The following is a 24,371-nucleotide window of genomic DNA, read 5'->3' on the forward strand; positions in this document are numbered from 1 at the left end:
TCGGCGGCACGGGACGGGGTGGTAAAAGGAGGGATACCCAAGCGGCCAACGGGGGCAGACTGTAAATCTGCTGGCTTACGCCTTCGGTGGTTCGAATCCACCTCCCTCCACCAGCTTCACGTTGTGGCACATTCCCGGTGCGGGAGTAGTTCAATGGTAGAACCTCAGCCTTCCAAGCTGATGGTGCGGGTTCGATTCCCGTCTCCCGCTCCATTGAATGAACTTTGAATATTATCGAGTTCATGCCATAATGCAAAACTCGCTCACGTAGCTCAGTCGGTAGAGCACTTCCTTGGTAAGGAAGAGGTCGAAGGTTCGATTCCTTTCGTGAGCACCATCTACCAGCACCACACCAGACGAATTCGAGATAAGCAGCCATGGCCAAGGGTAAGTTCGAGCGCACCAAGCCGCACGTCAACGTCGGCACCATCGGTCACGTCGACCACGGCAAGACCACGCTGACCGCCGCACTGACCAAGATCGGTGCCGAGCGCTTTGGTGGCGAGTTCAAGGATTACTCCGCGATCGACGCCGCGCCGGAAGAAAAGGCACGTGGCATCACGATCTCGACCGCGCACGTCGAATACGAATCCACCACCCGTCACTACGCCCACGTCGACTGCCCGGGCCACGCTGACTACGTCAAGAACATGATCACCGGTGCTGCCCAGATGGACGGCGCGATCCTGGTGTGCTCGGCCGCTGACGGCCCGATGCCGCAGACCCGCGAGCACATCCTGCTGTCGCGTCAGGTCGGCGTGCCGTACATCGTCGTGTTCCTGAACAAGGCCGACATGGTTGACGATGCCGAGCTGCTGGAACTGGTCGAAATGGAAGTCCGCGAGCTGCTGAGCAAGTACGACTTCCCGGGTGACGACACCCCGATCATCTCGGGTTCGGCCCGCCTGGCGCTGGAAGGCGACCAGAGCGACATCGGCGTGCCGGCCGTCATCAAGCTGGTCGAAGCGCTGGACACCTGGATCCCGACCCCGGAGCGTGACGTCGACAAGGCATTCCTGATGCCGGTCGAAGACGTGTTCTCGATCTCGGGCCGCGGCACCGTGGTGACCGGTCGTATCGAGCGCGGCGTGATCAAGGTCGGCGAAGAAATCGAAATCGTCGGCATCCGTCCGGTGCAGAAGACCACCGTGACCGGCGTGGAAATGTTCCGCAAGCTGCTGGACCAGGGCCAGGCAGGCGACAATGCCGGTCTGCTGCTGCGCGGCACCAAGCGTGACGACGTCGAGCGTGGCCAGGTTCTGGCCAAGCCGGGTTCGATCAAGCCGCACACCAAGTTCGACGCCGAAGTGTACGTGCTGTCGAAGGACGAGGGCGGCCGTCACACCCCGTTCTTCAAGGGCTACCGTCCGCAGTTCTACTTCCGTACCACCGACATCACCGGTGCGGTCGAGCTGCCGGAAGGCGTCGAGATGGTGATGCCGGGCGACAACGTGAAGATGGTTGTCACCCTGATCAACCCGGTCGCCATGGACGCCGGCCTGCGCTTCGCAATCCGCGAAGGTGGCCGTACCGTCGGTGCTGGCGTGGTTGCCACCATCCTCGAGTAAGCCTGCATGCCGGCGGTCGCATAGCGCTGCCGGTCTGGCGAGTGGCGGGCCGGGAACCTCGGTCCGCCTTCGCCGTCTAAGGGAAGGCAAGTTTTCAACGTACGCCAGTAGCTCAATTGGCAGAGCAGCGGTCTCCAAAACCGCAGGTTGGGGGTTCGAGTCCCTCCTGGCGTGCCATCTGCCCACCTTATCGAGCGGCCCTGCCGCTAAAGCAGACACAGCCTGATGAATAGCAAGATCGAACATTCCAAGGACACCTCCGCGCAAGGCGGGGATATCGTCAAGTACGTCCTCGCATCGCTGCTGGTGCTGGCAGGTCTGTTCGTCTGGTTCTGGTTCTCCGCCGACTCCGGTCGCGCTGCCCAGCTGGGCGCGTGGGCGGGTCAGCTGCGTGCGTTGGCGGTCGTGGTCGGCCTGGTTGGCGGTATCGGCGTGTTCATGCTGACCGGCAAGGGGCGCGACACCCGCGAATTCCTCTCCGAGTCGCGTTTCGAACTGCGTAAAGTGGTTTGGCCGACCCGTCAGGAAGCCATTCGCATGACCTGGGTGGTGATTGTCGTCGTCCTGATCCTCAGCCTGTTGCTGGGTGGGTTCGACTTCCTCATCCAGAAACTGACTCAGTGGTTCCTGAGCCGCTAAGGAGAAATGCATGAAGCGTTGGTACGTCGTTCACGCCTATTCGGGCTTCGAGAAGTCGGTGGCGCAGGCTCTGCGCGATCGCATCGTCCGTGACGGCATGGAAGAGCGCTTCGGCGACGTCCTGGTTCCGACCGAGGAAGTGATCGAAATGCGCGCCGGCCAGAAGCGCCGTTCCGAGCGCAAGTTCTTCCCGGGTTACGTGCTGGTCCAGATCGAGACCCACGAAGAAGCGGGCATTCCGCGCATCGACAACGAAAGCTGGCACCTGGTCAAGGAAACCCCGCGCGTCATGGGCTTCATCGGCGGAACCGCCGATCGTCCGCTGCCGATCGCCGATTCCGAGGCCGAGTCGATCCTGAACCGTGTCCAGGAAGGCGTCGAGAAGCCGCGTCCGAAGGTGCTTTTCGAGCCGGGCCAGATGGTCCGCGTCACCGACGGTCCGTTCAACGACTTCAACGGTGTGGTCGAAGAAGTCAATTACGAGAAGAGCCGTCTGCGCGTCTCGGTGCTGATCTTCGGTCGCGCCACCCCGGTCGAACTCGAGTTCGGTCAGGTCGAAAAGGCCGTCTGACCAGAATTCACGTGCTGCTTCAGGCATGTGAAGAAAAAACCTGATATGCTGCGCGGCTCCCGTTGGGAAGCTGGCGGGACGAGGCCACCGAAAGGTGGCCTTCGGCATGATTTCAAAACGCGATGCCGGGACGCGTGATTCCCGGTCCGATGGGGAGCCTGTTGTCGCAAGGCGCTAGCACCCGGAGAGTACTCACATGGCAAAGAAAGTTGTCGGTTATATCAAGCTGCAGGTGAAGGCCGGTCAGGCCAACCCCTCGCCGCCGGTCGGTCCTGCGCTGGGTCAGCGCGGTCTGAACATCATGGAATTCTGCAAGGCCTTCAATGCCGCCACGCAGAAGCTCGAGCCGGGTCTGCCGGTTCCGGTGATCATCACGGCCTATTCGGACCGTACGTTCACCTTCATCACCAAGAGCACCCCAGCTACCACCCTGCTGAAGAAGGCCGCTGGCATCTCGTCGGGCTCCAAGCGCCCGAACACCGAGAAGGTCGGCAAGGTCACCCGTAAGCAGCTGGAAGAGATCGCCAAGGCGAAGGAACCGGATCTGACTGCCGCCGATCTGGACGCCGCCGTGCGTACCATCGCTGGCTCTGCCCGTTCCATGGGCCTCGTGGTGGAGGGTTAAGAAGATGGCACAGACCAAGCGTGAGAAGGCCATCAAGGCCGCTATCGTTCCGGGCAAGGCATACGCCTTCGAGGACGCGATCAACATCCTGAAGACCGCCACCAAGGCCAAGTTCGTCGAGTCGATCGACGTTGCCGTGCGCCTGGGCGTCGACGCGAAGAAGTCCGACCAGCAGGTCCGTGGCTCCACCGTGCTGCCGGCAGGTACCGGCAAGTCGGTTCGCGTCGCTGTCTTCGCTCCGGCCGGTGCCAAGGCTGACGAAGCCCTGGCCGCTGGCGCCGAAGCCGTCGGCATGGACGACCTGGCCGAGAAGATGCAGGCCGGCGATCTGAACTACGACGTCGTGATCGCGACCCCGGACGCAATGCGCGTTGTCGGCAAGCTGGGTACCGTGCTGGGCCCGCGCGGCCTGATGCCGAACCCGAAGGTCGGCACCGTCTCCCCGAACCCGGGTGAGGCTGTGAAGAATGCCAAGTCGGGTCAGGTGCGTTACCGCACCGACAAGGCCGGCATCATCCACTGCACCATCGGCAAGGCCGACTTCGCCGAAGACGCGCTGAAGTCGAACCTGACCGCGCTGCTGCTGGACCTGATCAAGGCCAAGCCGGCTACCTCGAAGGGCACCTACCTGCAGAAGGTTTCGGTCAGCTCGACGATGGGCCCGGGCGTCACCGTCGACCAGTCGTCGCTGAGCCTGAAGTAATCGTTTCAAGCGGTCGCGGGTCCCTCGGGTCCCGCGACCGTGACATTTGAAGGCATCGCCGGCAACCCATCGCCGGTGGTAGCCGTCAAAGACCGCAGGTGCGGTCGTGGCATGCCGGCGACGGGCACGGAAGCTCGATTTGGCAGGGAGTCGCCGCCGGAGCAGTCACGAACGCTTAATCGATTCCCCGGAATCACCCTGCGTAGATGGTGCCCTTCTGGAGTTTTTCTGGTTCACGCACGTCTGGGGTTACCCAGGTTGGCCCACTCCAGGTCTAGAACGGCCCACCCCCCGGAACATCATTCCGATGTTCCCGGCGTCCAGGACGGATGCCGCACAGGACCGCACACGGCAGGAGCCGTAAGCGGAGTTCAATCGGAGGAGTGCAATGGCTCTCAATCTGTCCCAGAAGCAAGAAGTAGTCGCGGAGCTGGCAGACATCGCCGCCAAGGCCCACTCCTTGATCGCAGCCGAATACGCTGGCACCACGGTCGCCCAGATGACCGCGATGCGCAAGCAGGCTCGTGAAACCGGCGTTTTCTTGAAAGTTGTCAAGAACACCCTGGCTTCGCGTGCTGTTGAAGGCACCGAGTTCGCAGTCGCACAGGACCAGATGGTTGGTCCGCTGCTGTACGCGTTCTCGCTCGAGGAGCCCGGTGCAGCCGGTCGCCTGATCAAGGATGCCGCCAAGGGCAACGACAAGCTGAAGGCCAAGGTCGTCGCAATCGGTGGTGAAGTGTTCCCGGCGAGCCACGTCGAGGTTCTGGCATCGCTGCCGACCCGCGACCAGGCCCTGGCAATGCTGGCACGTGTCCTGACCGAGCCGGTCACGATGTTCGCCCGCGCCATCAAGGCAATCGGCGACAAGCAGAATGGTGGCGACGTCGCCGCCGACGCTGCTGAACCGGCCGCCGAGACCGCCTGAGTTTCGACCAATCGTGGTTCCTGACGGAACCTCAATCCAGAAAAACATCCAAAGGTAATTATCATGTCCCTTACCAACGAACAGATCGTCGACGCCATCGCCGAGAAGTCCCTGATGGAAGTGATGGAGCTGGTCAAGGCCATCGAAGAGAAGTTCGGCGTTTCCGCCGCTGCTCCGGTTGCCGTTGCTGGCCCGGCCGGCCCGGCCGCTCCGGTCGAAGAGCAGACCGAATTCGTCGTCACCCTGAAGACCGCCGGCGACAAGAAGGTTGAAGTCATCAAGGCCGTCCGCGCCATCACCGGCCTGGGCCTGAAGGAAGCGAAGGACCTGGCCGAAGCCGGCGGCGTCCTGAAGGACAACGCTTCGAAGGACGAAGCCGAGAAGATGAAGAAGGACCTGGAAGCTGCTGGCGCGACTGTCGAAGTCAAGTAAGCACTTCCTTTGCGTCGCCATCGAAATCCGGCGATGCAGCCAAGGCTGGGGGCGTAAGCCCCCGGCCTTTGGTCGTTGTTGCGGTGCTGTAGATCCACGCCATGCGTGGATGTGAAAAACGGCAAAAAAGCCCAACACGGGCTGCGGTCAAACCCTGGCCGGCCAGCGCAACGCGCGGCGGCGGGGGCGTGGATGCAGACGAGTTGGCAGTTGGAAGTAGCGGGAGAAGGCGTGCTGGTGCCGGCAATACCAGCGACTTCCAACTGACAATTTCAAGTTCCCTTCGGGTCGTGGGCGCACGACCCGCACAACAAGGTGGAAGACCTCATGACGTCCTATTCGTTCACCGAAAAAAAGCGTATCCGCAAGGATTTCGGCAAGCAGCGTTCGATTCTCGAAGTGCCGTTCCTGCTCGCCATCCAGGTGGATTCCTACCGTGAATTCCTGCAGGAAAACGTCGATCCGGCCAAGCGCACGGACCACGGCCTGCACGCTGCACTGAAGTCGGTCTTCCCGATCGCCAGCTACAGCGGCAATGCTGCCCTGGAATACGTCGGCTACAAGCTGGGCGATCCGGTCTTCGACGAGCGTGAGTGCCGTCAGCGTGGCATGAGCTACGGTGCGCCGCTGCGCGTGACCGTGCGCCTGGTGATCTACGACCGCGAGTCGTCGACCAAGGCCATCAAGTACGTGAAGGAGCAGGAGGTCTACCTCGGCGAAATCCCGCTGATGACCGACAACGGCACCTTCATCGTCAACGGCACCGAGCGCGTCATCGTCTCGCAGCTGCACCGCTCGCCGGGCGTGTTCTTCGACCACGACCGTGGCAAGACCCACAGCTCGGGCAAGCTGCTGTACAGCGCCCGCATCATTCCTTACCGCGGTTCCTGGCTGGACTTCGAGTTCGACCCGAAGGACGCGCTGTTCACCCGTATCGACCGTCGCCGCAAGCTGCCGGTGTCGATCCTGCTGCGCGCGCTTGGCTACAGCAACGAAGAGATGCTGGCCGAGTTCTTCGAGATCAACACCTTCCACATCAACCCGGATGAAGGCGTCCAGCTGGAGCTGGTGCCCGAGCGCCTGCGCGGCGAAACCCTGGGCTTCGACCTCGCCGACGGCGACAAGGTCATCGTGGAAGCCGGCAAGCGCATCACCGCGCGCCACATCAAGCAGCTGGAAGCCTCGGGCATCGCCGCCCTGGCCGTGCCGGACGACTACATCGTCGGCCGCATCCTGTCGCACGACGTGGTCGATGCCTCGACCGGCGAACTGCTGGCCCAGGCCAACGACGAAATCACCGACGAACAGCTGCAGGCCTTCCGCAAGGCCGGCGTCGATGCCGTGGGCACCCTGTGGGTGAACGACCTGGATCGTGGCCCGTACCTGTCCAACACCCTGCGCATCGATCCGACCAAGACCCAGCTGGAAGCCCTGGTCGAGATCTACCGCATGATGCGTCCGGGCGAGCCGCCGACCAAGGATGCCGCGCAGAACCTGTTCCACAACCTGTTCTTCACCTTCGAGCGCTACGACCTGTCCGCGGTCGGCCGCATGAAGTTCAACCGTCGCGTGGGCCGCAAGGAAACCACCGGCGAAGCCGTGCTGTACGACCGCAAGTACTACGGCGAGCGCAACGACGAAGAGTCCAAGCGCCTGGTTGCCGCCCACGGCGACAGCTCGGACATCCTGGACGTGATCAAGGTCCTGACCGAGATCCGCAACGGTCGCGGCGTGGTCGATGACATCGATCACCTGGGCAACCGTCGCGTGCGTTCGGTCGGTGAAATGGCCGAGAACGTGTTCCGCGTGGGCCTGGTCCGCGTCGAGCGCGCGGTCAAGGAACGTCTGTCGATGGCCGAGTCGGAAGGCCTGACCCCGCAGGAGCTGATCAACGCCAAGCCGGTGGCTGCGGCGATCAAGGAATTCTTCGGCTCCTCGCAGCTGTCGCAGTTCATGGATCAGAACAACCCGCTGTCGGAAGTCACGCACAAGCGTCGCGTCTCGGCCCTGGGCCCGGGCGGCCTGACCCGTGAGCGCGCCGGCTTCGAAGTGCGCGACGTGCATCCGACCCATTACGGCCGCGTCTGCACCATCGAAACGCCGGAAGGCCCGAACATCGGCCTGATCAACTCGCTGGCCGTGTATGCCCGCACCAACCAGTACGGTTTCCTCGAGACCCCGTACCGCAAGGTCGTGGACGGCAAGGTCTTCGACGAAGTCGAGTTCCTGTCGGCCATCGAAGAAAACGAGTACGTCATCGCCCAGGCCAACGCCCTGACCGATGCCAACAGCGTGCTGACCGAGCAGTTCGTCCCCTGCCGTTACCAGGGCGAATCGCTGCTGAAGCCGCCGGCGGAAGTCCACTTCATGGACGTCTCGCCGATGCAGACCGTGTCGATCGCGGCCGCGCTGGTTCCGTTCCTGGAGCACGATGACGCCAACCGCGCACTGATGGGCGCCAACATGCAGCGTCAGGCCGTGCCGACCCTGCGTGCGCAGAAGCCGCTGGTCGGTACCGGCATCGAGCGCGCCGTGGCGCGTGACTCGGGCGTGACCGTGAACGCCCGTCGTGGTGGCGAGATCGTGCAGATCGACGCCGCCCGCATCGTGGTCAAGGTCAACGAAGCCGAGATCACCGACGCCTCCGACGCCGGCGTCGACATCTACAACCTGATCAAGTACACCCGCTCCAACCAGAACACCTGCATCAACCAGCGTCCGCTGGTGGAAGTGGGCAACGTGGTGGCGCGTGGCGACGTGCTGGCCGATGGTCCGTCCACCGACATCGGTGAACTGGCCCTGGGCCAGAACATGCTGATCGCCTTCATGCCTTGGAACGGCTACAACTTCGAAGACTCCATCCTGCTCTCCGAGCGCGTGGTGGAAGAGGATCGCTACACCACGATCCACATCGAAGAGCTGACCTGCGTTGCGCGTGACACCAAGCTGGGGCCGGAGGAAATCTCGGCCGACATCCCGAACGTCTCCGAGCAGGCGCTGAACCGCCTGGACGAGAGCGGCGTGGTGTACATCGGCGCCGAAGTCCGCGCCGGCGACATCATGGTCGGCAAGGTCACCCCGAAGGGCGAAAGCCAGCTGACCCCGGAAGAGAAGCTGCTGCGCGCGATCTTCGGCGAGAAGGCTTCGGACGTGAAGGACAGCTCGCTGCGCGTGCCGCCGGGCATGGACGGCACCGTCATCGACGTGCAGGTCTTCACCCGCGACGGCATCGAGAAGGACAAGCGCGCCCGTCAGATCGAAGAGTCTGAAATCAAGCGCGTCAAGAAGGACTTCGACGACCAGTTCCGCATCCTGGAAGCGGCCATCTATGCCCGTCTGCGTTCGCAGATCGTCGGCAAGGTGGTCAACGGTGGCGCCGGCCTGAAGAAGGGCGACGTCATCTCTGACGCCTACCTGGATGGCCTGAAGAAGGCCGACTGGTTCGTGCTGCGCATGAAGGACGAGGACGCCGCCGAAGCCATCGAACGCGCACAGAAGCAGATCCAGGCGCACGAGAAGGAGTTCGAGCGTCGCTTCGCCGACAAGCGCGGCAAGATCACCGCGGGCGACGACCTCGCCCCGGGTGTGCTGAAGATGGTCAAGGTGTTCCTGGCCGTGAAGCGCCGCATCCAGCCGGGCGACAAGATGGCAGGCCGCCACGGCAACAAGGGTGTGGTGTCCAACGTGGTGCCGGTCGAGGACATGCCGTACATGGCCTCGGGCGAAACCGTGGACATCGTGCTGAACCCGCTGGGCGTGCCGTCGCGCATGAACATCGGGCAGATCCTGGAAGTGCACCTGGGCTGGGCCGCCAAGGGTCTGGGTCGCAAGATCCAGGCCATGCTGGAAGCCCAGGCTGCGGTCGCCGACCTGCGCAAGTTCCTGGACGACATCTACAACCACGATGACACCAACGTGGCCAACCGTGTCGACCTGTCGCAGTTCAGCGACGAGGAACTGCTGCGCCTGGCCCGCAACCTGACCGACGGCGTGCCGATGGCTACGCCGGTGTTCGACGGTGCCACCGAAGCGGAAATCAAGCGCATGCTGGAACTGGCCGACCTGCCCAGCAGTGGCCAGACCCAGCTGTACGACGGCCGCACCGGTGAAGCCTTCGATCGCCACACCACCGTTGGCTACATGCACTACCTGAAGCTGAACCACCTGGTCGACGACAAGATGCACGCCCGTTCGACCGGTCCGTACTCGCTCGTCACCCAGCAGCCGCTGGGCGGCAAGGCGCAGTTCGGCGGCCAGCGCTTCGGTGAAATGGAAGTCTGGGCGCTGGAAGCCTACGGCGCGGCCTACACCCTGCAGGAAATGCTGACGGTGAAGTCCGATGACGTGCAGGGCCGCAACCAGATGTACAAGAACATCGTCGACGGTGAGCACGAGATGGTCGCGGGCATGCCGGAATCCTTCAACGTCCTGGTGAAGGAAATCCGCTCGCTGGCCATCAACATGGAACTGGAAGACAACTGATCCATGCCGGCGCGGCGGCCACCGCCGCCGCGCCGCTGGCAGTGAACTGAAAGCCCATCGACACAGCATTCCTCCTTCTGGAGAACACCATGAAAGACCTGCTCAACCTCTTCAACCAGCAGCGCCAGACGCTGGACTTCGACGCGATCAAGATCGCGCTGGCTTCGCCGGACCTGATCCGTTCGTGGTCCTTCGGCGAAGTGAAGAAGCCGGAAACCATCAACTACCGTACCTTCAAGCCGGAACGTGACGGCCTGTTCTGCGCCGCCATCTTCGGACCGGTCAAGGACTACGAGTGCCTGTGCGGCAAGTACAAGCGCATGAAGCACCGCGGCGTGGTCTGCGAGAAGTGCGGCACCGAAGTGACCCTGGCCAAGGTGCGTCGTGAGCGCATGGGCCACATCGACCTGGCGTCGCCGGTCGCGCACATCTGGTTCCTGAAGTCGCTGCCGTCGCGCATCGGCCTGATGCTGGACATGACCCTGCGCGATATCGAGCGCGTGCTGTACTTCGAAGCGTACGTGGTGACCGAGCCGGGCCTGACCGCCCTGGAGCGCCGCCAGCTGCTGACCGAAGAACAGTACCTGCAGGCCCGCCAGGAACATGGCGATGATTTCGACGCCGCCATGGGCGCCGAGGCCGTGTACGAGCTGCTGCGCACCATCGACCTGCAGTCGGAGATGACCCGCCTGCGCGAAGAGATCGCCAGCACCGGTTCGGAAACCAAGCTGAAGCGACTGACCAAGCGCATCAAGCTGATCGAAGCCTTCCTGGAATCGGGCAACCGTCCGGAATGGATGGTCATGACCGTGCTTCCGGTGCTGCCGCCGGACCTGCGTCCGCTGGTTCCGCTGGATGGTGGCCGCTTCGCGACCTCCGATCTGAACGACCTGTACCGCCGCGTCATCAACCGCAACAACCGCCTGCGCCGCCTGCTCGAACTGAGCGCGCCGGACATCATCGTGCGCAATGAAAAGCGCATGCTGCAGGAATCGGTCGATGCGCTGCTGGACAACGGCCGTCGCGGCCGTGCCATCACCGGTACCAACAAGCGCCCGCTGAAGTCGCTGGCCGACATGATCAAGGGCAAGCAGGGCCGCTTCCGCCAGAACCTGCTCGGCAAGCGCGTGGACTACTCGGGCCGTTCGGTCATCGTGGTCGGTCCGTACCTGCGCCTGCACCAGTGCGGCCTGCCGAAGAAGATGGCGCTCGAACTGTTCAAGCCGTTCGTGTTCGCCAAGCTGCAGCGTCGTGGCCTGGCCACCACCATCAAGGCCGCCAAGAAGCTGGTCGAGCGCGAAGAAGCCGAAGTCTGGGACATCCTGGAAGAGGTCATCCGCGAGCATCCGGTGATGCTGAACCGTGCGCCGACCCTGCACCGTCTGGGCATCCAGGCCTTCGAGCCGGTCCTGATCGAAGGCAAGGCCATCCAGCTGCACCCGCTGGTCTGCACCGCGTTCAACGCCGACTTCGACGGTGACCAGATGGCCGTCCACGTGCCGCTCTCGCTGGAAGCCCAGCTGGAAGCGCGTGCGCTGATGATGTCGACCAACAACATCCTGTCGCCGGCCAACGGCGAGCCGATCATCGTGCCGTCGCAGGACGTCGTGCTGGGTCTGTACTACATGACCCGCTCGCTGGAAAACAAGAAGGGCGAGGGCATGGCCTTCGCCAACATCGCCGAAGTCAAGCGCGCCTACGACAACCGCGTGGTGGAACTGCACGCACGCGTCAAGGTCCGCATCACCGAGGTGGTGACCGACGAAGAAGGCAACAAGCAGAACAAGACCTCGATCGTGGACACCACGATCGGTCGCGCCCTGCTGGCTGAAATCCTGCCGGAAGGCCTGCCGTTCGCGCTGGCCAACACCGAGCTGACCAAGAAGAACATCAGCCGCCTGATCAACTCCAGCTACCGCCAGCTGGGTCTGAAGGACACGGTCGTGTTCGCCGACAAGCTGATGTACACCGGCTTCGCCTACGCGACCCGCGCCGGCGTCTCGATCGGCATCGACGACATGCTGATCCCGGACGAGAAGAAGGGCATCCTCACCGAGGCCGAAGCCGAAGTGCTGGAAATCCAGGAGCAGTACCAGTCGGGCCTGGTCACCGCCGGCGAGCGCTACAACAAGGTGGTCGACATCTGGTCGCGCACCAATGAGCGCATCGCCAAGGCGATGATGGACACCATCGGTACCGAGAAGGTCATCAATGCCAAGGGCGAGACCATCGACCAGAAGTCGATGAACTCCCTGTACATCATGGCCGACTCCGGCGCACGAGGCAGTCAGGCGCAGATCCGCCAGCTGGCCGGCATGCGTGGCCTGATGGCCCGTCCCGATGGCTCGATCATCGAGACGCCCATCAAGGCGAACTTCCGCGAAGGCCTGAACGTGCAGGAGTACTTCAACTCCACCCACGGTGCCCGTAAGGGTCTGGCCGATACCGCGCTGAAGACCGCGAACTCGGGTTACCTGACCCGTCGTCTGGTCGACGTGGCGCAGGACGTGGTGATCACCGAGGTGGATTGCGGCACCACCGAAGGCCTGATCATGACCCCGATCGTGGAAGGCGGCGATGTGGTCGAGCCGCTGAAGGACCGCGTGCTGGGTCGCGTGGTTGCCGAGGACGTGTTCCTGCCGGGCAACGACGAAGATCCGATCGTCACCCGCAACACCCTGCTCGACGAAGCCTGGGTCGCCAAGCTGGAAGACGCCGGCGTGCAGAGCATCAAGGTGCGTTCGACGATCTCGTGCGAATCGGCCTTCGGCGTCTGCGGTCGCTGCTACGGCCGCGATCTGGCCCGTGGCCACCTGGTCAACATCGGTGAAGCGGTCGGCGTCATCGCCGCCCAGTCCATCGGTGAGCCGGGTACCCAGCTGACCATGCGTACGTTCCACATCGGTGGTGCGGCGTCGCGAGCTGCTGCGGTCGACAACATCACCGTCAAGACCACCGGCTCGGTCAAGTTCAGCAACCTCAAGTCGGTCGAGCACGCCAATGGCTCGCTGGTGGCAGTGTCGCGCTCGGGCGAAATCTCGGTGCTCGATGCCCACGGTCGTGAGCGTGAGCGTTACAAGCTGCCGTACGGTGCGACCATCACCTCCAAGGATGGTGATTCGATCAAGGCTGGCCAGACCGTGGCCAACTGGGATCCGCATAACCACCCGATCGTTTCGGAAGTGGCCGGCTTCATCCGCTTCATCGACTTCGTCGACGGCATCACCGTCATCGAGAAGACCGATGAGCTGACCGGCCTGGCCTCGCGCGAGATCACCGACCCGAAGCGCCGCGGCGCCCAGGCCAAGGATCTGCGCCCGATCGTCCGCATCGTCGATGGCAAGGGCAACGACCTGTCGATTCCGGGCACCGACCTGCCGGCGCAGTACCTGCTGCCGCCGCGCTCGATCGTCAACCTGCAGGACGGCGCTGCCGTCGGCGTGGGTGACGTGGTTGCCAAGATCCCGCAGGAAGCGTCCAAGACCCGCGACATCACCGGTGGTCTGCCGCGCGTGGCCGATCTGTTCGAAGCGCGCAAGCCGAAGGATCCGGCCGTGCTGGCCGAGCGTTCGGGCATCATCAGCTTCGGCAAGGACACCAAGGGCAAGCAGCGCCTGATCATCAAGGACACCGATGGTTCGGAGCACGAAGAGCTGATTCCGAAGTACCGTCAGGTCATCGTGTTCGAAGGTGAGCACGTGACCAAGGGCGAAACCATCGTCGACGGCGAGCCGAGCCCGCAGGACATCCTGCGCCTGCTGGGTGTCGAGCCGCTGGCCGCCTACCTGGTGAAGGAAATCCAGGACGTGTACCGCCTGCAGGGCGTGAAGATCAACGACAAGCACATCGAGGTGATCACTCGCCAGATGCTGCGCAAGGTCGAGATCACCGATCAGGGCAACAGCAAGTTCCTGAACGGCGAACAGGTCGAACGTCAGCGCGTCATCGAGGAAAATGCTCGCCTCACCGCCCGCAACGAGCTGATCGCCCGTTTCGACCCGGTGCTGCTGGGCATCACCAAGGCTTCGCTGGCAACCGAGTCGTTCATTTCGGCTGCTTCCTTCCAGGAAACCACCCGCGTGCTGACCGAGGCTGCCGTCCGTGGCACCAAGGACAACCTGCGCGGCCTGAAGGAGAACGTGATCGTCGGCCGTCTGATCCCGGCCGGTACCGGCCTGACCTACCACGCCAACCGCCGCCGAAATGCGAGCGGGCTGACGGACTCGGAAATGCAGACCCTGGCCGGCACCCCGGCAGCTGCAGCCGCCGTGGACGTGGCAGCACCGGAAGTGGTGGTGGAGTCGACCGACGCCGAGCAGGCCGAGGATTGATCGTTGGGTCCGGCTTCGGCCGGACCGCGATCGGGCAGGGGCCCGGCCATCGGCCGGACCCTGCTGGATGTCCCGGCTCCGTGCCGGGCACGTATCACGCAGGACCCGCTTCGGCGGGATCTGCACTCGAGGGCGCAGGCCGCTGGTCTGTTCGCCGTCGATGAGGTAGGATGCCGCCCCGGCCCAGCGATGGGTCGGGCGACAACCTGAACGGGGGGCATGGAGAAGGCTCCCCTGTAACGGCCCTGGATCAGGGCTGGCTTGGCGTGTGCGCATTTGACCGCGTTTTCGTCAAGTTGCTACAATCGTCTGTCTCAGCAGGCCGGTTTTTCGCCTGCTCGCACATATCCGCATTCATGGCCGGTTTTTTTCGGCCTCTCTCAGAAGAACATACTGATGGCGACGATCAATCAGCTTGTCCGCAAGCCGCGGCAGGCAACCACTTATAAGAGCGCCTCGCCGGCTCTCGAAAAGTGCCCCCAGCGCCGTGGCGTCTGCACGCGCGTTTACACCACTACTCCGAAGAAGCCGAACTCGGCCCTTCGCAAGGTTGCCAAGGTTCGCCTGACCAACCAGGAAGAAGTGATTTCCTACATCGGCGGTGAAGGCCACAACCTGCAGGAGCACTCCGTGGTCCTGATCCGTGGCGGTCGCGTCAAGGATCTGCCGGGTGTGCGTTACCACACCGTTCGTGGTTCGCTGGACGCCTCCGGCGTTGCCAAGCGTCGCCAGGGCCGTTCCAAGTACGGCGCCAAGCGTCCGAAGAGCTAAGGGAAAGCACACATGTCTCGTAAAGGTAATACGCCGCAGCGCGCAGTCCTGCCGGATCCGAAGCACGGAAGCGAAACCATCGCCCGTTTCATCAACATGGTGATGCTGAGCGGCAAGAAGTCCGTCGCTGAGAAGATCGTCTATGGCGCCATGGACGTGATCGGTGAGAAGAACCCGAATTCCGTCGAGCTGGTTCAGAAGGCTCTGGAAAACGTGGCTCCGTCGGTCGAAGTCAAGTCGCGTCGTGTCGGTGGTGCCACCTACCAGGTGCCGGTCGAAGTGCGCGCTTCGCGCAAGATGGCGCTGGCCATGCGTTGGCTGATCGACTCCGCGCGCAAGCGTGGTGAGAACACCATGCCGAAGAAGCTGGCCGCTGAACTGATCGATGCCTCGGAAAACCGCGGCGGCGCCATCAAGAAGCGCGAAGAAACCCACCGCATGGCCGAAGCCAACAAGGCATTCGCCCACTACCGCTGGTGAGTTTGACGGCCTTGTAAAACAGGCAGGGCAGCACCATCTCGGTGCTGCCTCGCGGCCCCAGAAGGGCTGCGCCAATCCGAAGGCCGCCGAAAGGCGGCGTTCGGCCATCCGAATTCCAAGAAATTGAGAGGCTCCCGTGGCCCGTTCCACTCCCATCGAGCGTTACCGCAACTTCGGCATCATGGCTCACATCGATGCCGGCAAGACCACCACGTCCGAGCGCATCCTGTTCTACACCGGCAAGAGCCACAAGATCGGTGAAGTGCATGACGGCGCCGCCACCATGGACTGGATGGAGCAGGAGCAGGAGCGTGGCATCACGATCCAGTCCGCTGCCACCACCGCGTTCTGGAAGGGCATGGACAAGTCCCTGCCGGAGCACCGCTTCAACATCATCGACACCCCCGGGCACGTCGACTTCACCATCGAAGTGGAGCGCTCGCTGCGCGTGCTCGACGGTGCGGTGTTCGTGCTGTGCGCCGTCGGTGGCGTGCAGCCGCAGTCGGAAACCGTGTGGCGCCAGGCCAACCGCTACAAGGTGCCGCGCATCGCGTTCGTCAACAAGATGGACCGCACCGGTGCCAACTTCTACAAGGTCCGCGACCAGCTGAAGGCCAAGCTCGGCGCTGTCGCCGTGCCGATGCAGCTGCCGATCGGCGCTGAAGAAGGCTTCAAGGGTGTTGTCGACCTGCTGAAGATGAAGGCCATCCATTGGGACGAAGCTTCCCAGGGCATGAAGTTCGAGTACGGCGAAATCCCGGCCGACCTGCAGGAAAAGGCTGAAGAAGCCCGTACCTTCATGATCGAAGCTGCGGCCGAAGCCAACGAAGAGCTGATGGAAAAGTACCTGGGCGGCGAAGAGCTGGCCGAGGCTGAAATCATCAATGCGCTGCGTATCCGTACCCTGGCCACCGAGATCGTGCCGATGTTCTGCGGCTCGGCGTTCAAGAACAAGGGCGTGCAGGCCATGCTCGACGGCGTGGTGCAGCTGCTGCCGTCGCCGGTCGACGTGCCGGACGTGACCGGTACCGACGTTGACGACGAAACCAAGGAAATGAGCCGCAAGTCCGACGACAAGGCTCCGTTCTCGTCGCTGGCCTTCAAGATCATCACCGACCCGTTCGTCGGCGCACTGACCTTCTTCCGCGTGTACTCGGGCACCCTGAACGGTGGCGACACCGTGCTGAACTCGGTCAAGGGCAAGAAGGAGCGCATCGGCCGCATCCTGCAGATGCACTCGAACAACCGCGAGGAAATCAAGGAAGTTCTGGCCGGTGACATCGCTGCTGCCGTGGGCCTGAAGGACACCACCACCGGTGACACCCTGTGCTCCATCGACCAGCCGATCATCCTGGAGCGCATGACGTTCCCGGAGCCGGTGATCTCGATGGCCGTCGAGCCGAAGACCAAGTCGGACCAGGAAAAAATGGGCCTGGCCCTGGGTCGTCTGGCCCAGGAAGATCCGTCGTTCCGCGTCAAGACCGACGAGGAATCCGGCCAGACCATCATCTCGGGCATGGGCGAGCTGCACCTGGACATCATCGTCGACCGCCTGAAGCGCGAGTTCAACGTTGAAGCCAACGTCGGCGCGCCGCAGGTGGCCTACCGCGAAACCATCACCCTGGCCGACGTCAAGTCGGACTACAAGCACGCCAAGCAGTCCGGTGGTAAGGGTCAGTACGGTCACGTCGTGATCGAGCTGTCGCCGCTGACCGCTGCCGACCGTGCCGATGCCAAGCTGGCCCCGGCGATCAAGGACGACTTCCTGTTCGTCAACGACATCACCGGCGGCGTGATCCCGAAGGAATTCATTCCTTCGATCGAAAAGGGCCTGCGCGAAACCATCACCAGCGGTCCGCTGGCTGGCTTCCCGGTCGTGGACGTCAAGGTCAAGCTGGTGTTCGGTTCGTACCACGACGTCGACTCCTCGGAAATGGCGTTCAAGCTGGCTTCGTCGATGGCCTTCAAGCAGGGCTTCGCCAAGGCCAAGCCGGTGCTGCTGGAGCCGATCATGAAGGTCGAGATCGTGACCCCGGAGGATTACCAGGGTGACGTGATGGGCGACGTCAGCCGTCGTCGCGGCGTGCTGCAGGGTTCCGACACCACCGGTGACGGTTCGGCCAGCATCATCAACGCGATGATCCCGCTGGGTGAAATGTTCGGCTACGCCACTGCGCTGCGTTCGCAGACCCAGGGCCGCGCCACCTTCACCATGGAATTCGACCATTACGAGCCGGCGCCGAACAACATCGCCGAAGCCGTCATGAAGAAGGGCTGAGCCTCGCTCAGCCTCTCCTGAAAACCACTTACATAATCAAGGTATAGAACAATGGCAAAGGGTAAGTTCGAGCGCACCAAGCCGCACGTCAACGTCGGCACCATCGGTCACGTCGATCACGGCAAGACCACGCTGACCGCCGCACTGACCAAGATCGGTGCCGAGCGCTTCGGTGGCGAGTTCAAGGATTACTCCGCGATCGACGCCGCGCCGGAAGAAAAGGCACGTGGCATCACGATCTCGACCGCGCACGTCGAATACGAATCCACCACCCGTCACTACGCCCACGTCGACTGCCCGGGCCACGCTGACTACGTCAAGAACATGATCACCGGTGCTGCCCAGATGGACGGCGCGATCCTGGTGTGCTCGGCCGCTGACGGCCCGATGCCGCAGACCCGCGAGCACATCCTGCTGTCGCGTCAGGTCGGCGTGCCGTACATCGTCGTGTTCCTGAACAAGGCCGACATGGTTGACGATGCCGAGCTGCTGGAACTGGTCGAAATGGAAGTCCGCGAGCTGCTGAGCAAGTACGACTTCCCGGGCGACGACACCCCGATCATCTCGGGTTCGGCCCGCCTGGCGCTGGAAGGCGACCAGAGCGACATCGGCGTGCCGGCCGTCATCAAGCTGGTCGAAGCGCTGGACACCTGGATCCCGACCCCGGAGCGTGACGTCGACAAGGCGTTCCTGATGCCGGTTGAAGACGTGTTCTCGATCTCGGGCCGCGGCACCGTGGTGACCGGTCGTATCGAGCGCGGCGTGATCAAGGTCGGCGAAGAAATCGAAATCGTCGGCATCCGTCCGGTGCAGAAGACCACCGTGACCGGCGTGGAAATGTTCCGCAAGCTGCTGGACCAGGGCCAGGCAGGCGACAATGCCGGTCTGCTGCTGCGCGGCACCAAGCGTGACGACGTCGAGCGTGGCCAGGTTCTGGCCAAGCCGGGTTCGATCAAGCCGCACACCAAGTTCGACGCCGAAGTGTACGTGCTGTCGAAGGACGAGGGCGGCCGTCACACCCCGTTCTTCAAGGGCTACCGTCCGCAGTTCTACTTCCGTACCACCGACATCACCGGTGCGGTCGAGCTGCCGGAAGGCGTCGAGATGGTGATGCCGGGCGACAACGTGAAGATGGTTGTCACCCTGATCAACCCGGTCGCCATGGACGCCGGCCTGCGCTTCGCAATCCGCGAAGGTGGCCGTACCGTCGGTGCTGGCGTGGTTGCCACCATCCTCGAGTAATCTGCTAGACTCTGCGCCCCGATGTTGCCTGGGTAGGGCATCGGGGCGTATCAAAACGGGAAAGTAGGCACAGGATGTGCCTTGTGTTCCCCGGACCAGGAAGGGTCAATGCCATTCAGGCGGCGTCAACAGGAGACTGTTGACAGCTGCCTTGCGTGCCATTATGCTTCTCCGTCTGGGCAGGCCGGGTAACGGGTCTGCCTACGTTTTTGGGGTCTACGGATTGACCTTGTCGGCCTGCGGGAATGCGGGCCGTCTGTATTCACGGATTTCATGGGGCAAAGCAACCCAGAGGCTTTGTCTGTCGCTCTTTTAACGAAGGAACCTACCGCCATGGCGGACCAAAAGATCCGGATCCGGCTGAAAGCGTTCGATCATCGTCTGATCGACCGTTCGGCCAGCGAGATCGTTGAGACGGCCAAGCGGACCGGCGCGCAAGTGCGTGGCCCGATCCCGCTGCCGACCAAGATCGAGCGTTACACCATCCTCGTCTCCCCGCACGTCGACAAGGACGCGCGTGACCAGTACGAGACCCGCACGCACAAGCGCGTGCTCGATATCGTTGACCCGAATGACAAGACCGTGGACGCGCTGATGAAGCTCGAACTGGCTGCCGGCGTCGACGTTCAGATCAAGCTGACCTGAGGACTACGACCATGACGAAGAAGTATTCGTTGGGCTTCGTGGGCCGCAAGGCTGGCATGAGCCGCGTGTTCACCGAAGATGGCCGTTCCATCCCGGTGACCCTGATCGAAGCAACCCCCAACCGCATCGCGCAGATCAAGACCGTCGAAACTGACGGCTACAGCGCCGTGCAGGTGACCGTCGGTGCGCGTCGCGCTGCCCTGGTCAACAAGCCGGAAGCCGGCCACTTCGCCAAGGCGAAGGTGGAAGCGGGTCGTGGCCTGTGGGAATTCCGCGTTGAAGACGCCCAGCTCGGCGATTTCGCCGTCGGTGGCGAAGTCAAGGCGGACATCTTTGAAGTCGGCCAGATCGTCGACGTCCAGGGTGTCACCAAGGGTAAGGGCTTCCAGGGCACCATCAAGCGCTACAACTTCCGTATGGGTGACGCTACCCACGGCAACTCGCTGTCGCATCGCGCGCCGGGTTCGCTGGGTCAGCGCCAGACGCCCGGTCGCGTGTTCCCGGGCAAGAAGATGTCCGGTCACATGGGCTCGGTGCAGCAGAGCACCCAGAACCTGGAAGTTGTCAAGGTCGACGTCGAACGCGGTCTGATCGCGGTTCGCGGCGCCGTTCCGGGCGCGGCGGGTGGCGACGTGATCGTCCGTCCGGCGAGCAAGGCATAAGGAGAGATGACGATGGAACTCGTTATCACGGGTAGCAACAACAAGGTCTCGGTCTCCGACGCCGTGTTCGGTCGCGATTTCAGCGAAGATCTGGTCCACCAGGTCGTCGTTGCTTACCGCAACGCCGGTCGCGCCGGCACCAAGGCGCAGAAGACTCGCTCCGAAGTGGCAGGTACCACCAAGAAGTCGAAGAAGCAGAAGGGCGGCGGCGCGCGTCATGGCGCACTGACGGCTCCGATCTTCGTCGGCGGCGGTGTCACCTTCGCGGCAAAGCCGCGCAGCTTCGAGCAGAAGGTCAATCGTAAGCAGTACCGTGCCGCCATGTGCGCGATCCTGTCCGAGCTGAACCGTCAGGGCCGTCTGACCATCGTGGAGTCCTTCGATGTCGAAGCGACCAACACGAAGGGTCTGATCGCCAAGCTGGCCGGCCTGGAAGTGGGCAAGCGCCCGCTGATCGTCACTGAGGAAGCCTCCGAGCACCTGTACCTGTCCGCCCGCAATCTGCCGTATGTGCAGGTGCGTGACGTGCAGGGTCTGGACCCGGTGTCGCTGGTCGGTGCCGACACGGTCGTCATCACCGCTGACGCGGTCAAGAAGGTCGAGGAGTGGCTGGCATGAACAGCAACGAAAAAATCTTCAGCGTGCTGCGTGCCCCGCGTGTCTCCGAAAAGACCGCGCGCCTGCAGGAACTCTCCAACCAGTACGTCTTCGAAATTTCGAACGAAGCCACCAAAGCCGATGTAAAGGCCGCGGTTGAGCAGCTGTTCGACGTCAAGGTCGAAGCTGTCAACGTGGTCAACGTCAAGGGCAAGAACAAGTCCTTCCGTAACCGTGCTGGCCGCCGCGGCGATTGGCGCAAGGCGTACGTTCGCTTGGCCGACGGCCAGGCGATCGATGTAACGGCCAAGGCCTGAGGTACATCCCATGCCATTGATGAAATTCAAGCCCACCTCCCCCGGCCGCCGTTCGGCCGTGCGCGTGGTCACTCCCGACCTGCACAAGGGTGCTCCGCACGCCGCGCTGGTCGAGTCGCAGAGCCGCTCGGGTGGTCGTAACCACCACGGTCGCATCACCGTGCGTCACGTCGGTGGTGGCGCCAAGCAGCACTACCGCCTGATTGACTTCAAGCGCAACAAGCTGGGCATCCCGGCGCGCGTGGAACGCATCGAATACGATCCGAACCGCACCGCCCACATCGCCCTGCTGTGCTATGTCGACGGCGAGCGTCGCTACATCATCGCCCCGAAGGGTCTGAAGGCTGGTGATCAGGTGATCGCTGGTTCGGACGCCCCGATCAAGGCGGGCAACACCCTGCCGCTGCGCAACATCCCGGTCGGTACCACCATCCACTGCATCGAGCTGAAGCCGGGCAAGGGCGCTCAGATCGCTCGCGCTGCAGGTGCTGCCGTGCAGCTGGTTGCTCGTGAAGGCATCTACGCCACCCTGCGCCTGCGCTCGGGTGAAATGCGCAAGGTTCCGGTCGAGTGCTGCGCGACCATCGGCGAAGTCGGCAACGACGAGCACAGCCTGGAAAAGCTGGGCAAGGCCGGTGCCAAGCGTTGGCGCGGTGTCCGCCCGACCGTTCGTGGTGCTGCCATGAACCCGGTTGACCACCCGCACGGTGGTGGTGAGGCGAAGGCCGGCCAGGGTAATCCGCATCCGGTCACCCCGTGGGGTGTTCCGACCAAGGGTTACAAGACGCGCCATAACAAGCGCACTCAGCAGTTCATCGTCCGCGATCGTAGGGGCTAATCGACCATGGCACGTTCACTCAAGAAGGGCCCGTTTGTCGATCACCACCTGGTTGCTAAGGTGGCTGCCGCTGCGGGTAGCAAGCGTCCGATCAAGACCTGGTCGCGTCGTTCGATGATCCTGCCTGACATGGTAGGCGTCACCATTGCCGTGCATAACGGCAAGAACCACATCCCGGTTCTCGTCAACGAGAACATGGTCGGCCACAAGCTTGGCGAATTTGCCATCACCCGGACCTTCAAGGGTCACGGTGGTGACAAGAAGTCGGGCAAGTAAGGAGAGATGACAATGGAAGCGAAAGCCATCCTGCGCACCGCGCGCATCTCCCCGCAGAAGGCACGTCTGGTCGCTGACCAGGTGCGCGGTCTGCCGGCCGAGCGTGCCGTCAACCTGCTGAAGTTCTCGGACAAGAAGGCTGCCCACCTGATCAAGAAGGTGGTGGAGTCGGCTATTGCAAATGCCGAGAACAACCAGGGCGCCGACGTCGACGAGCTGAAGGTTCAGACCATCATGGTAGATGAAGGTCCGACCCTGAAGCGTTTCATGGCGCGGGCGAAAGGCCGCGGTACCCGCATCCTCAAGCGCACCAGCCACATCACTGTGGTTGTGGGCGCCGCCAAGTAAGCGGATAAGGAAAAGACCATGGGTCATAAAGTTCATCCGATTGGTATCCGCCTCGGCATTTCCAAGGACTGGAACTCCAAGTGGTACGCCAACAAGGCCGAGTTCGCTGGTTACCTGGCAGCCGACCTGAAAGTGCGCGAAATGCTGCGCAAGAAGCTGGCCCAGGCCGGCATCAGCAAGATCCTGATCGAGCGTCCGGCCAAGACCGCTCGCGTGACGATCCACACCGCCCGTCCGGGCGTGGTGATCGGCAAGCGCGGTGAGGACATCGAGAAGCTGCGCAAGGAAGTGAGCGAAATGATGGGCGTCCCGGCGCACATCAACGTCACCGAAGTGCGCAAGCCGGAACTGGACGCACAGCTCGTTGCCGAGTCGATCGCCCAGCAGCTGGAGCGTCGCATCATGTTCCGCCGTGCAATGAAGCGCTCGGTCGGCAATGCGATGCGCCTGGGTGCTCTGGGCATCAAGGTCAACGTCGGTGGCCGCCTCAACGGTGCAGAAATCGCCCGTTCGGAGTGGTACCGCGAAGGCCGCGTGCCGCTGCACACCCTGCGTGCCGACATCGACTATGGCTTCGCTGAAGCCAAGACGACCTACGGCATCATCGGCATCAAGGTCTGGATCTACAAGGGCGAGGTCTTCGATTTCTCCCAGGTTGGCCAGGAAAAGCAGGACGACACCCCGTCGCGCAACGATCGTCATGATCGCGGCGACCGCGGTGACCGTCAGCGCCCGGCTCGTGAAGCGAGGTAACGACAATGTTGCAACCCAAGCGAACCAAGTACCGCAAGGTGCACAAGGGCCGTAACGAAGGCCTCAGCTGGAGCGCAAACGCTGTCAGCTTTGGCGAGTACGGCCTGAAGGCAACCGCCCACGGTCAGCTGACCGCGCGTCAGATCGAAGCGGCTCGCCGCTCGATCAGCCGCTACGTCAAGCGCGGCGGCAAGATGTGGATCCGAGTGTTCCCCGACAAGCCCATCACCAAGAAGCCCATCGAAGTTCGAATGGGTTCCGGTAAGGGCAACGTGGAATACTGGGTGGCCCAGATCCAGCCCGGCCGCATGATCTATGAAATCGAGGGTGTAACCGAGGAAGTGGCACGCGAGGCGTTCCGCCTGGCCGCGGCCAAGCTCTCGGTCACCACCACTTTCGTGACCCGGACGGTGCGCTGATGGATATCAAAACTCTCCGTGAAAAGTCGGCTGACGACCTCAAGGCCCACCTGATCGACCTGCGTAAGGAACAGTTCTCTGTCCGTATGCAGCAGGTCACCGGCCAGCTGCCGAAGACACACGACATCCGCCGGGTCCGTCGCGAGATTGCTCGCGTCAAGACTCTGCTCGGCAGCACGAAGTAAGGATGGCCGCTATGAGCGACAATACTGAAAACAAGGCGCTGCGCACGGTCGAAGGCCGTGTCGTCAGCAACAAGATGGACAAGACGGTTACCGTCCTGGTTGAGCGTCAGGTCAAGCACGCGCTGTACGGCAAGTACATCAAGCGTTCGACGAAGCTGCACGCCCACGATGCCGACAACGCCTGCAAGGAAGGCGATGTCGTCCGCGTGACCGAGATTGCTCCGATGTCCAAGACCAAGAACTGGCGCGTGGTGGAAGTCATCACGCGTGCGGCTGAATAAGGA

24 protein-coding genes and 4 tRNA genes are annotated in these 24,371 nt (G+C 62.8%); all 28 read left to right on the plus strand.

What is annotated here, in order from left to right; translation table 11 throughout:
• The first annotated feature begins 27 nt into the window (after positions 1-27).
• The 28 genes from D0Y85_RS03960 (at position 28) to rpsQ (ending at position 24,368) form a co-directional block, all read left to right on the plus strand.
• A tRNA-Tyr gene (locus D0Y85_RS03960) sits at positions 28-113 on the plus strand.
• A 26-nt stretch (positions 114-139) separates the two neighbouring features.
• A tRNA-Gly gene (locus D0Y85_RS03965) sits at positions 140-213 on the plus strand.
• A 48-nt stretch (positions 214-261) separates the two neighbouring features.
• A tRNA-Thr gene (locus D0Y85_RS03970) sits at positions 262-337 on the plus strand.
• A gap of 40 nt (positions 338-377) precedes the next feature.
• Positions 378-1,568, plus strand: coding sequence for an elongation factor Tu (tuf, locus tag D0Y85_RS03975; protein ID WP_117309620.1), 1,191 nt, complete (start codon positions 378-380; stop codon positions 1,566-1,568).
• A 101-nt stretch (positions 1,569-1,669) separates the two neighbouring features.
• Positions 1,670-1,745 (plus strand) — tRNA-Trp (locus D0Y85_RS03980).
• 48 nt (positions 1,746-1,793) lie between these two features.
• On the plus strand, positions 1,794-2,207 hold the full coding sequence (gene secE, locus D0Y85_RS03985) for a preprotein translocase subunit SecE (RefSeq protein WP_099841962.1): 414 nt from the start codon (positions 1,794-1,796) through the stop codon (positions 2,205-2,207).
• A 10-nt stretch (positions 2,208-2,217) separates the two neighbouring features.
• Complete coding sequence (gene nusG / locus D0Y85_RS03990; RefSeq protein ID WP_049469630.1) at positions 2,218-2,778, plus strand: transcription termination/antitermination protein NusG; 561 nt, start codon at positions 2,218-2,220, stop codon at positions 2,776-2,778.
• Positions 2,779-2,974: 196 nt separating this feature from the next.
• Positions 2,975-3,403, plus strand: a complete 429-nt coding sequence (rplK, locus tag D0Y85_RS03995) for a 50S ribosomal protein L11 (RefSeq protein WP_004145248.1) — start codon at positions 2,975-2,977, stop codon at positions 3,401-3,403.
• A 4-nt stretch (positions 3,404-3,407) separates the two neighbouring features.
• Positions 3,408-4,106 carry a 50S ribosomal protein L1 gene (gene rplA, locus D0Y85_RS04000; RefSeq protein WP_025879349.1) on the plus strand — a complete coding sequence of 233 codons (699 nt, stop codon included), beginning with the start codon at positions 3,408-3,410 and terminating at the stop codon, positions 4,104-4,106.
• A 388-nt stretch (positions 4,107-4,494) separates the two neighbouring features.
• Positions 4,495-5,031 carry a 50S ribosomal protein L10 gene (rplJ, locus tag D0Y85_RS04010; RefSeq protein WP_049469632.1) on the plus strand — a complete coding sequence of 179 codons (537 nt, stop codon included), beginning with the start codon at positions 4,495-4,497 and terminating at the stop codon, positions 5,029-5,031.
• A gap of 63 nt (positions 5,032-5,094) precedes the next feature.
• Entirely contained in the window at positions 5,095-5,463 is a 369-nt protein-coding gene (rplL, locus tag D0Y85_RS04015; RefSeq protein WP_049469634.1) for a 50S ribosomal protein L7/L12, read from the plus strand.
• 327 nt (positions 5,464-5,790) lie between these two features.
• Positions 5,791-9,945, plus strand: a complete 4,155-nt coding sequence (gene rpoB / locus D0Y85_RS04020) for a DNA-directed RNA polymerase subunit beta (RefSeq protein WP_117309621.1) — start codon at positions 5,791-5,793, stop codon at positions 9,943-9,945.
• An 89-nt stretch (positions 9,946-10,034) separates the two neighbouring features.
• A complete protein-coding gene (rpoC, locus tag D0Y85_RS04025) occupies positions 10,035-14,276 on the plus strand; it encodes a DNA-directed RNA polymerase subunit beta' (protein WP_117309622.1) in 4,242 nt (1,413 codons plus the stop codon).
• A gap of 396 nt (positions 14,277-14,672) precedes the next feature.
• Positions 14,673-15,047 carry a 30S ribosomal protein S12 gene (rpsL, locus tag D0Y85_RS04030; RefSeq protein ID WP_025879344.1) on the plus strand — a complete coding sequence of 125 codons (375 nt, stop codon included), beginning with the start codon at positions 14,673-14,675 and terminating at the stop codon, positions 15,045-15,047.
• A gap of 12 nt (positions 15,048-15,059) precedes the next feature.
• On the plus strand, positions 15,060-15,527 hold the full coding sequence (gene rpsG / locus D0Y85_RS04035) for a 30S ribosomal protein S7 (protein ID WP_025879343.1): 468 nt from the start codon (positions 15,060-15,062) through the stop codon (positions 15,525-15,527).
• Between the two features lie 136 nt (positions 15,528-15,663).
• Entirely contained in the window at positions 15,664-17,805 is a 2,142-nt protein-coding gene (gene fusA / locus D0Y85_RS04040) for an elongation factor G (protein WP_049469645.1), read from the plus strand.
• Positions 17,806-17,856: 51 nt separating this feature from the next.
• Positions 17,857-19,047, plus strand: a complete 1,191-nt coding sequence (tuf, locus tag D0Y85_RS04045) for an elongation factor Tu (protein ID WP_117309620.1) — start codon at positions 17,857-17,859, stop codon at positions 19,045-19,047.
• 333 nt (positions 19,048-19,380) lie between these two features.
• On the plus strand, positions 19,381-19,692 hold the full coding sequence (rpsJ, locus tag D0Y85_RS04050) for a 30S ribosomal protein S10 (protein WP_010341589.1): 312 nt from the start codon (positions 19,381-19,383) through the stop codon (positions 19,690-19,692).
• 11 nt (positions 19,693-19,703) lie between these two features.
• The gene (gene rplC, locus D0Y85_RS04055; RefSeq protein WP_059066096.1) at positions 19,704-20,354 is read left to right on the plus strand and encodes a 50S ribosomal protein L3; all 651 of its coding nucleotides are present in this window, start codon (positions 19,704-19,706) and stop codon (positions 20,352-20,354) included.
• A 12-nt stretch (positions 20,355-20,366) separates the two neighbouring features.
• On the plus strand, positions 20,367-20,972 hold the full coding sequence (rplD, locus tag D0Y85_RS04060) for a 50S ribosomal protein L4 (protein ID WP_049470486.1): 606 nt from the start codon (positions 20,367-20,369) through the stop codon (positions 20,970-20,972).
• Positions 20,969-21,268, plus strand: coding sequence for a 50S ribosomal protein L23 (gene rplW / locus D0Y85_RS04065; RefSeq protein ID WP_117309623.1), 300 nt, complete (start codon positions 20,969-20,971; stop codon positions 21,266-21,268). The genes rplD and rplW overlap by 4 nt, the downstream gene beginning before the upstream one ends.
• A 10-nt stretch (positions 21,269-21,278) precedes the next feature.
• A complete protein-coding gene (gene rplB / locus D0Y85_RS04070) occupies positions 21,279-22,106 on the plus strand; it encodes a 50S ribosomal protein L2 (protein WP_049470491.1) in 828 nt (275 codons plus the stop codon).
• A gap of 6 nt (positions 22,107-22,112) precedes the next feature.
• Entirely contained in the window at positions 22,113-22,382 is a 270-nt protein-coding gene (gene rpsS, locus D0Y85_RS04075; protein WP_004145340.1) for a 30S ribosomal protein S19, read from the plus strand.
• Positions 22,383-22,394: 12 nt separating this feature from the next.
• Positions 22,395-22,730 carry a 50S ribosomal protein L22 gene (gene rplV / locus D0Y85_RS04080; RefSeq protein WP_004145348.1) on the plus strand — a complete coding sequence of 112 codons (336 nt, stop codon included), beginning with the start codon at positions 22,395-22,397 and terminating at the stop codon, positions 22,728-22,730.
• 18 nt (positions 22,731-22,748) lie between these two features.
• Positions 22,749-23,483 (plus strand): 30S ribosomal protein S3, encoded by a 735-nt coding sequence (rpsC, locus tag D0Y85_RS04085; RefSeq protein WP_004145350.1) that lies wholly within the window; start codon positions 22,749-22,751, stop codon positions 23,481-23,483.
• Between the two features lie 5 nt (positions 23,484-23,488).
• Positions 23,489-23,902: a 50S ribosomal protein L16 gene (gene rplP, locus D0Y85_RS04090; RefSeq protein ID WP_025879305.1), complete on the plus strand. Its 414-nt coding sequence runs from the start codon at positions 23,489-23,491 to the stop codon at positions 23,900-23,902.
• On the plus strand, positions 23,902-24,087 hold the full coding sequence (rpmC, locus tag D0Y85_RS04095; RefSeq protein ID WP_025879306.1) for a 50S ribosomal protein L29: 186 nt from the start codon (positions 23,902-23,904) through the stop codon (positions 24,085-24,087). The genes rplP and rpmC overlap by 1 nt, the downstream gene beginning before the upstream one ends.
• 11 nt (positions 24,088-24,098) lie before the next feature.
• On the plus strand, positions 24,099-24,368 hold the full coding sequence (rpsQ, locus tag D0Y85_RS04100; protein WP_004145355.1) for a 30S ribosomal protein S17: 270 nt from the start codon (positions 24,099-24,101) through the stop codon (positions 24,366-24,368).
• The last annotated feature ends 3 nt before the right edge of the window (positions 24,369-24,371 follow it).

This window comes from Stenotrophomonas sp. G4, from assembly GCF_003428825.1.
Classification (GTDB): Bacteria; Pseudomonadota; Gammaproteobacteria; order Xanthomonadales; family Xanthomonadaceae; genus Stenotrophomonas; species Stenotrophomonas indicatrix.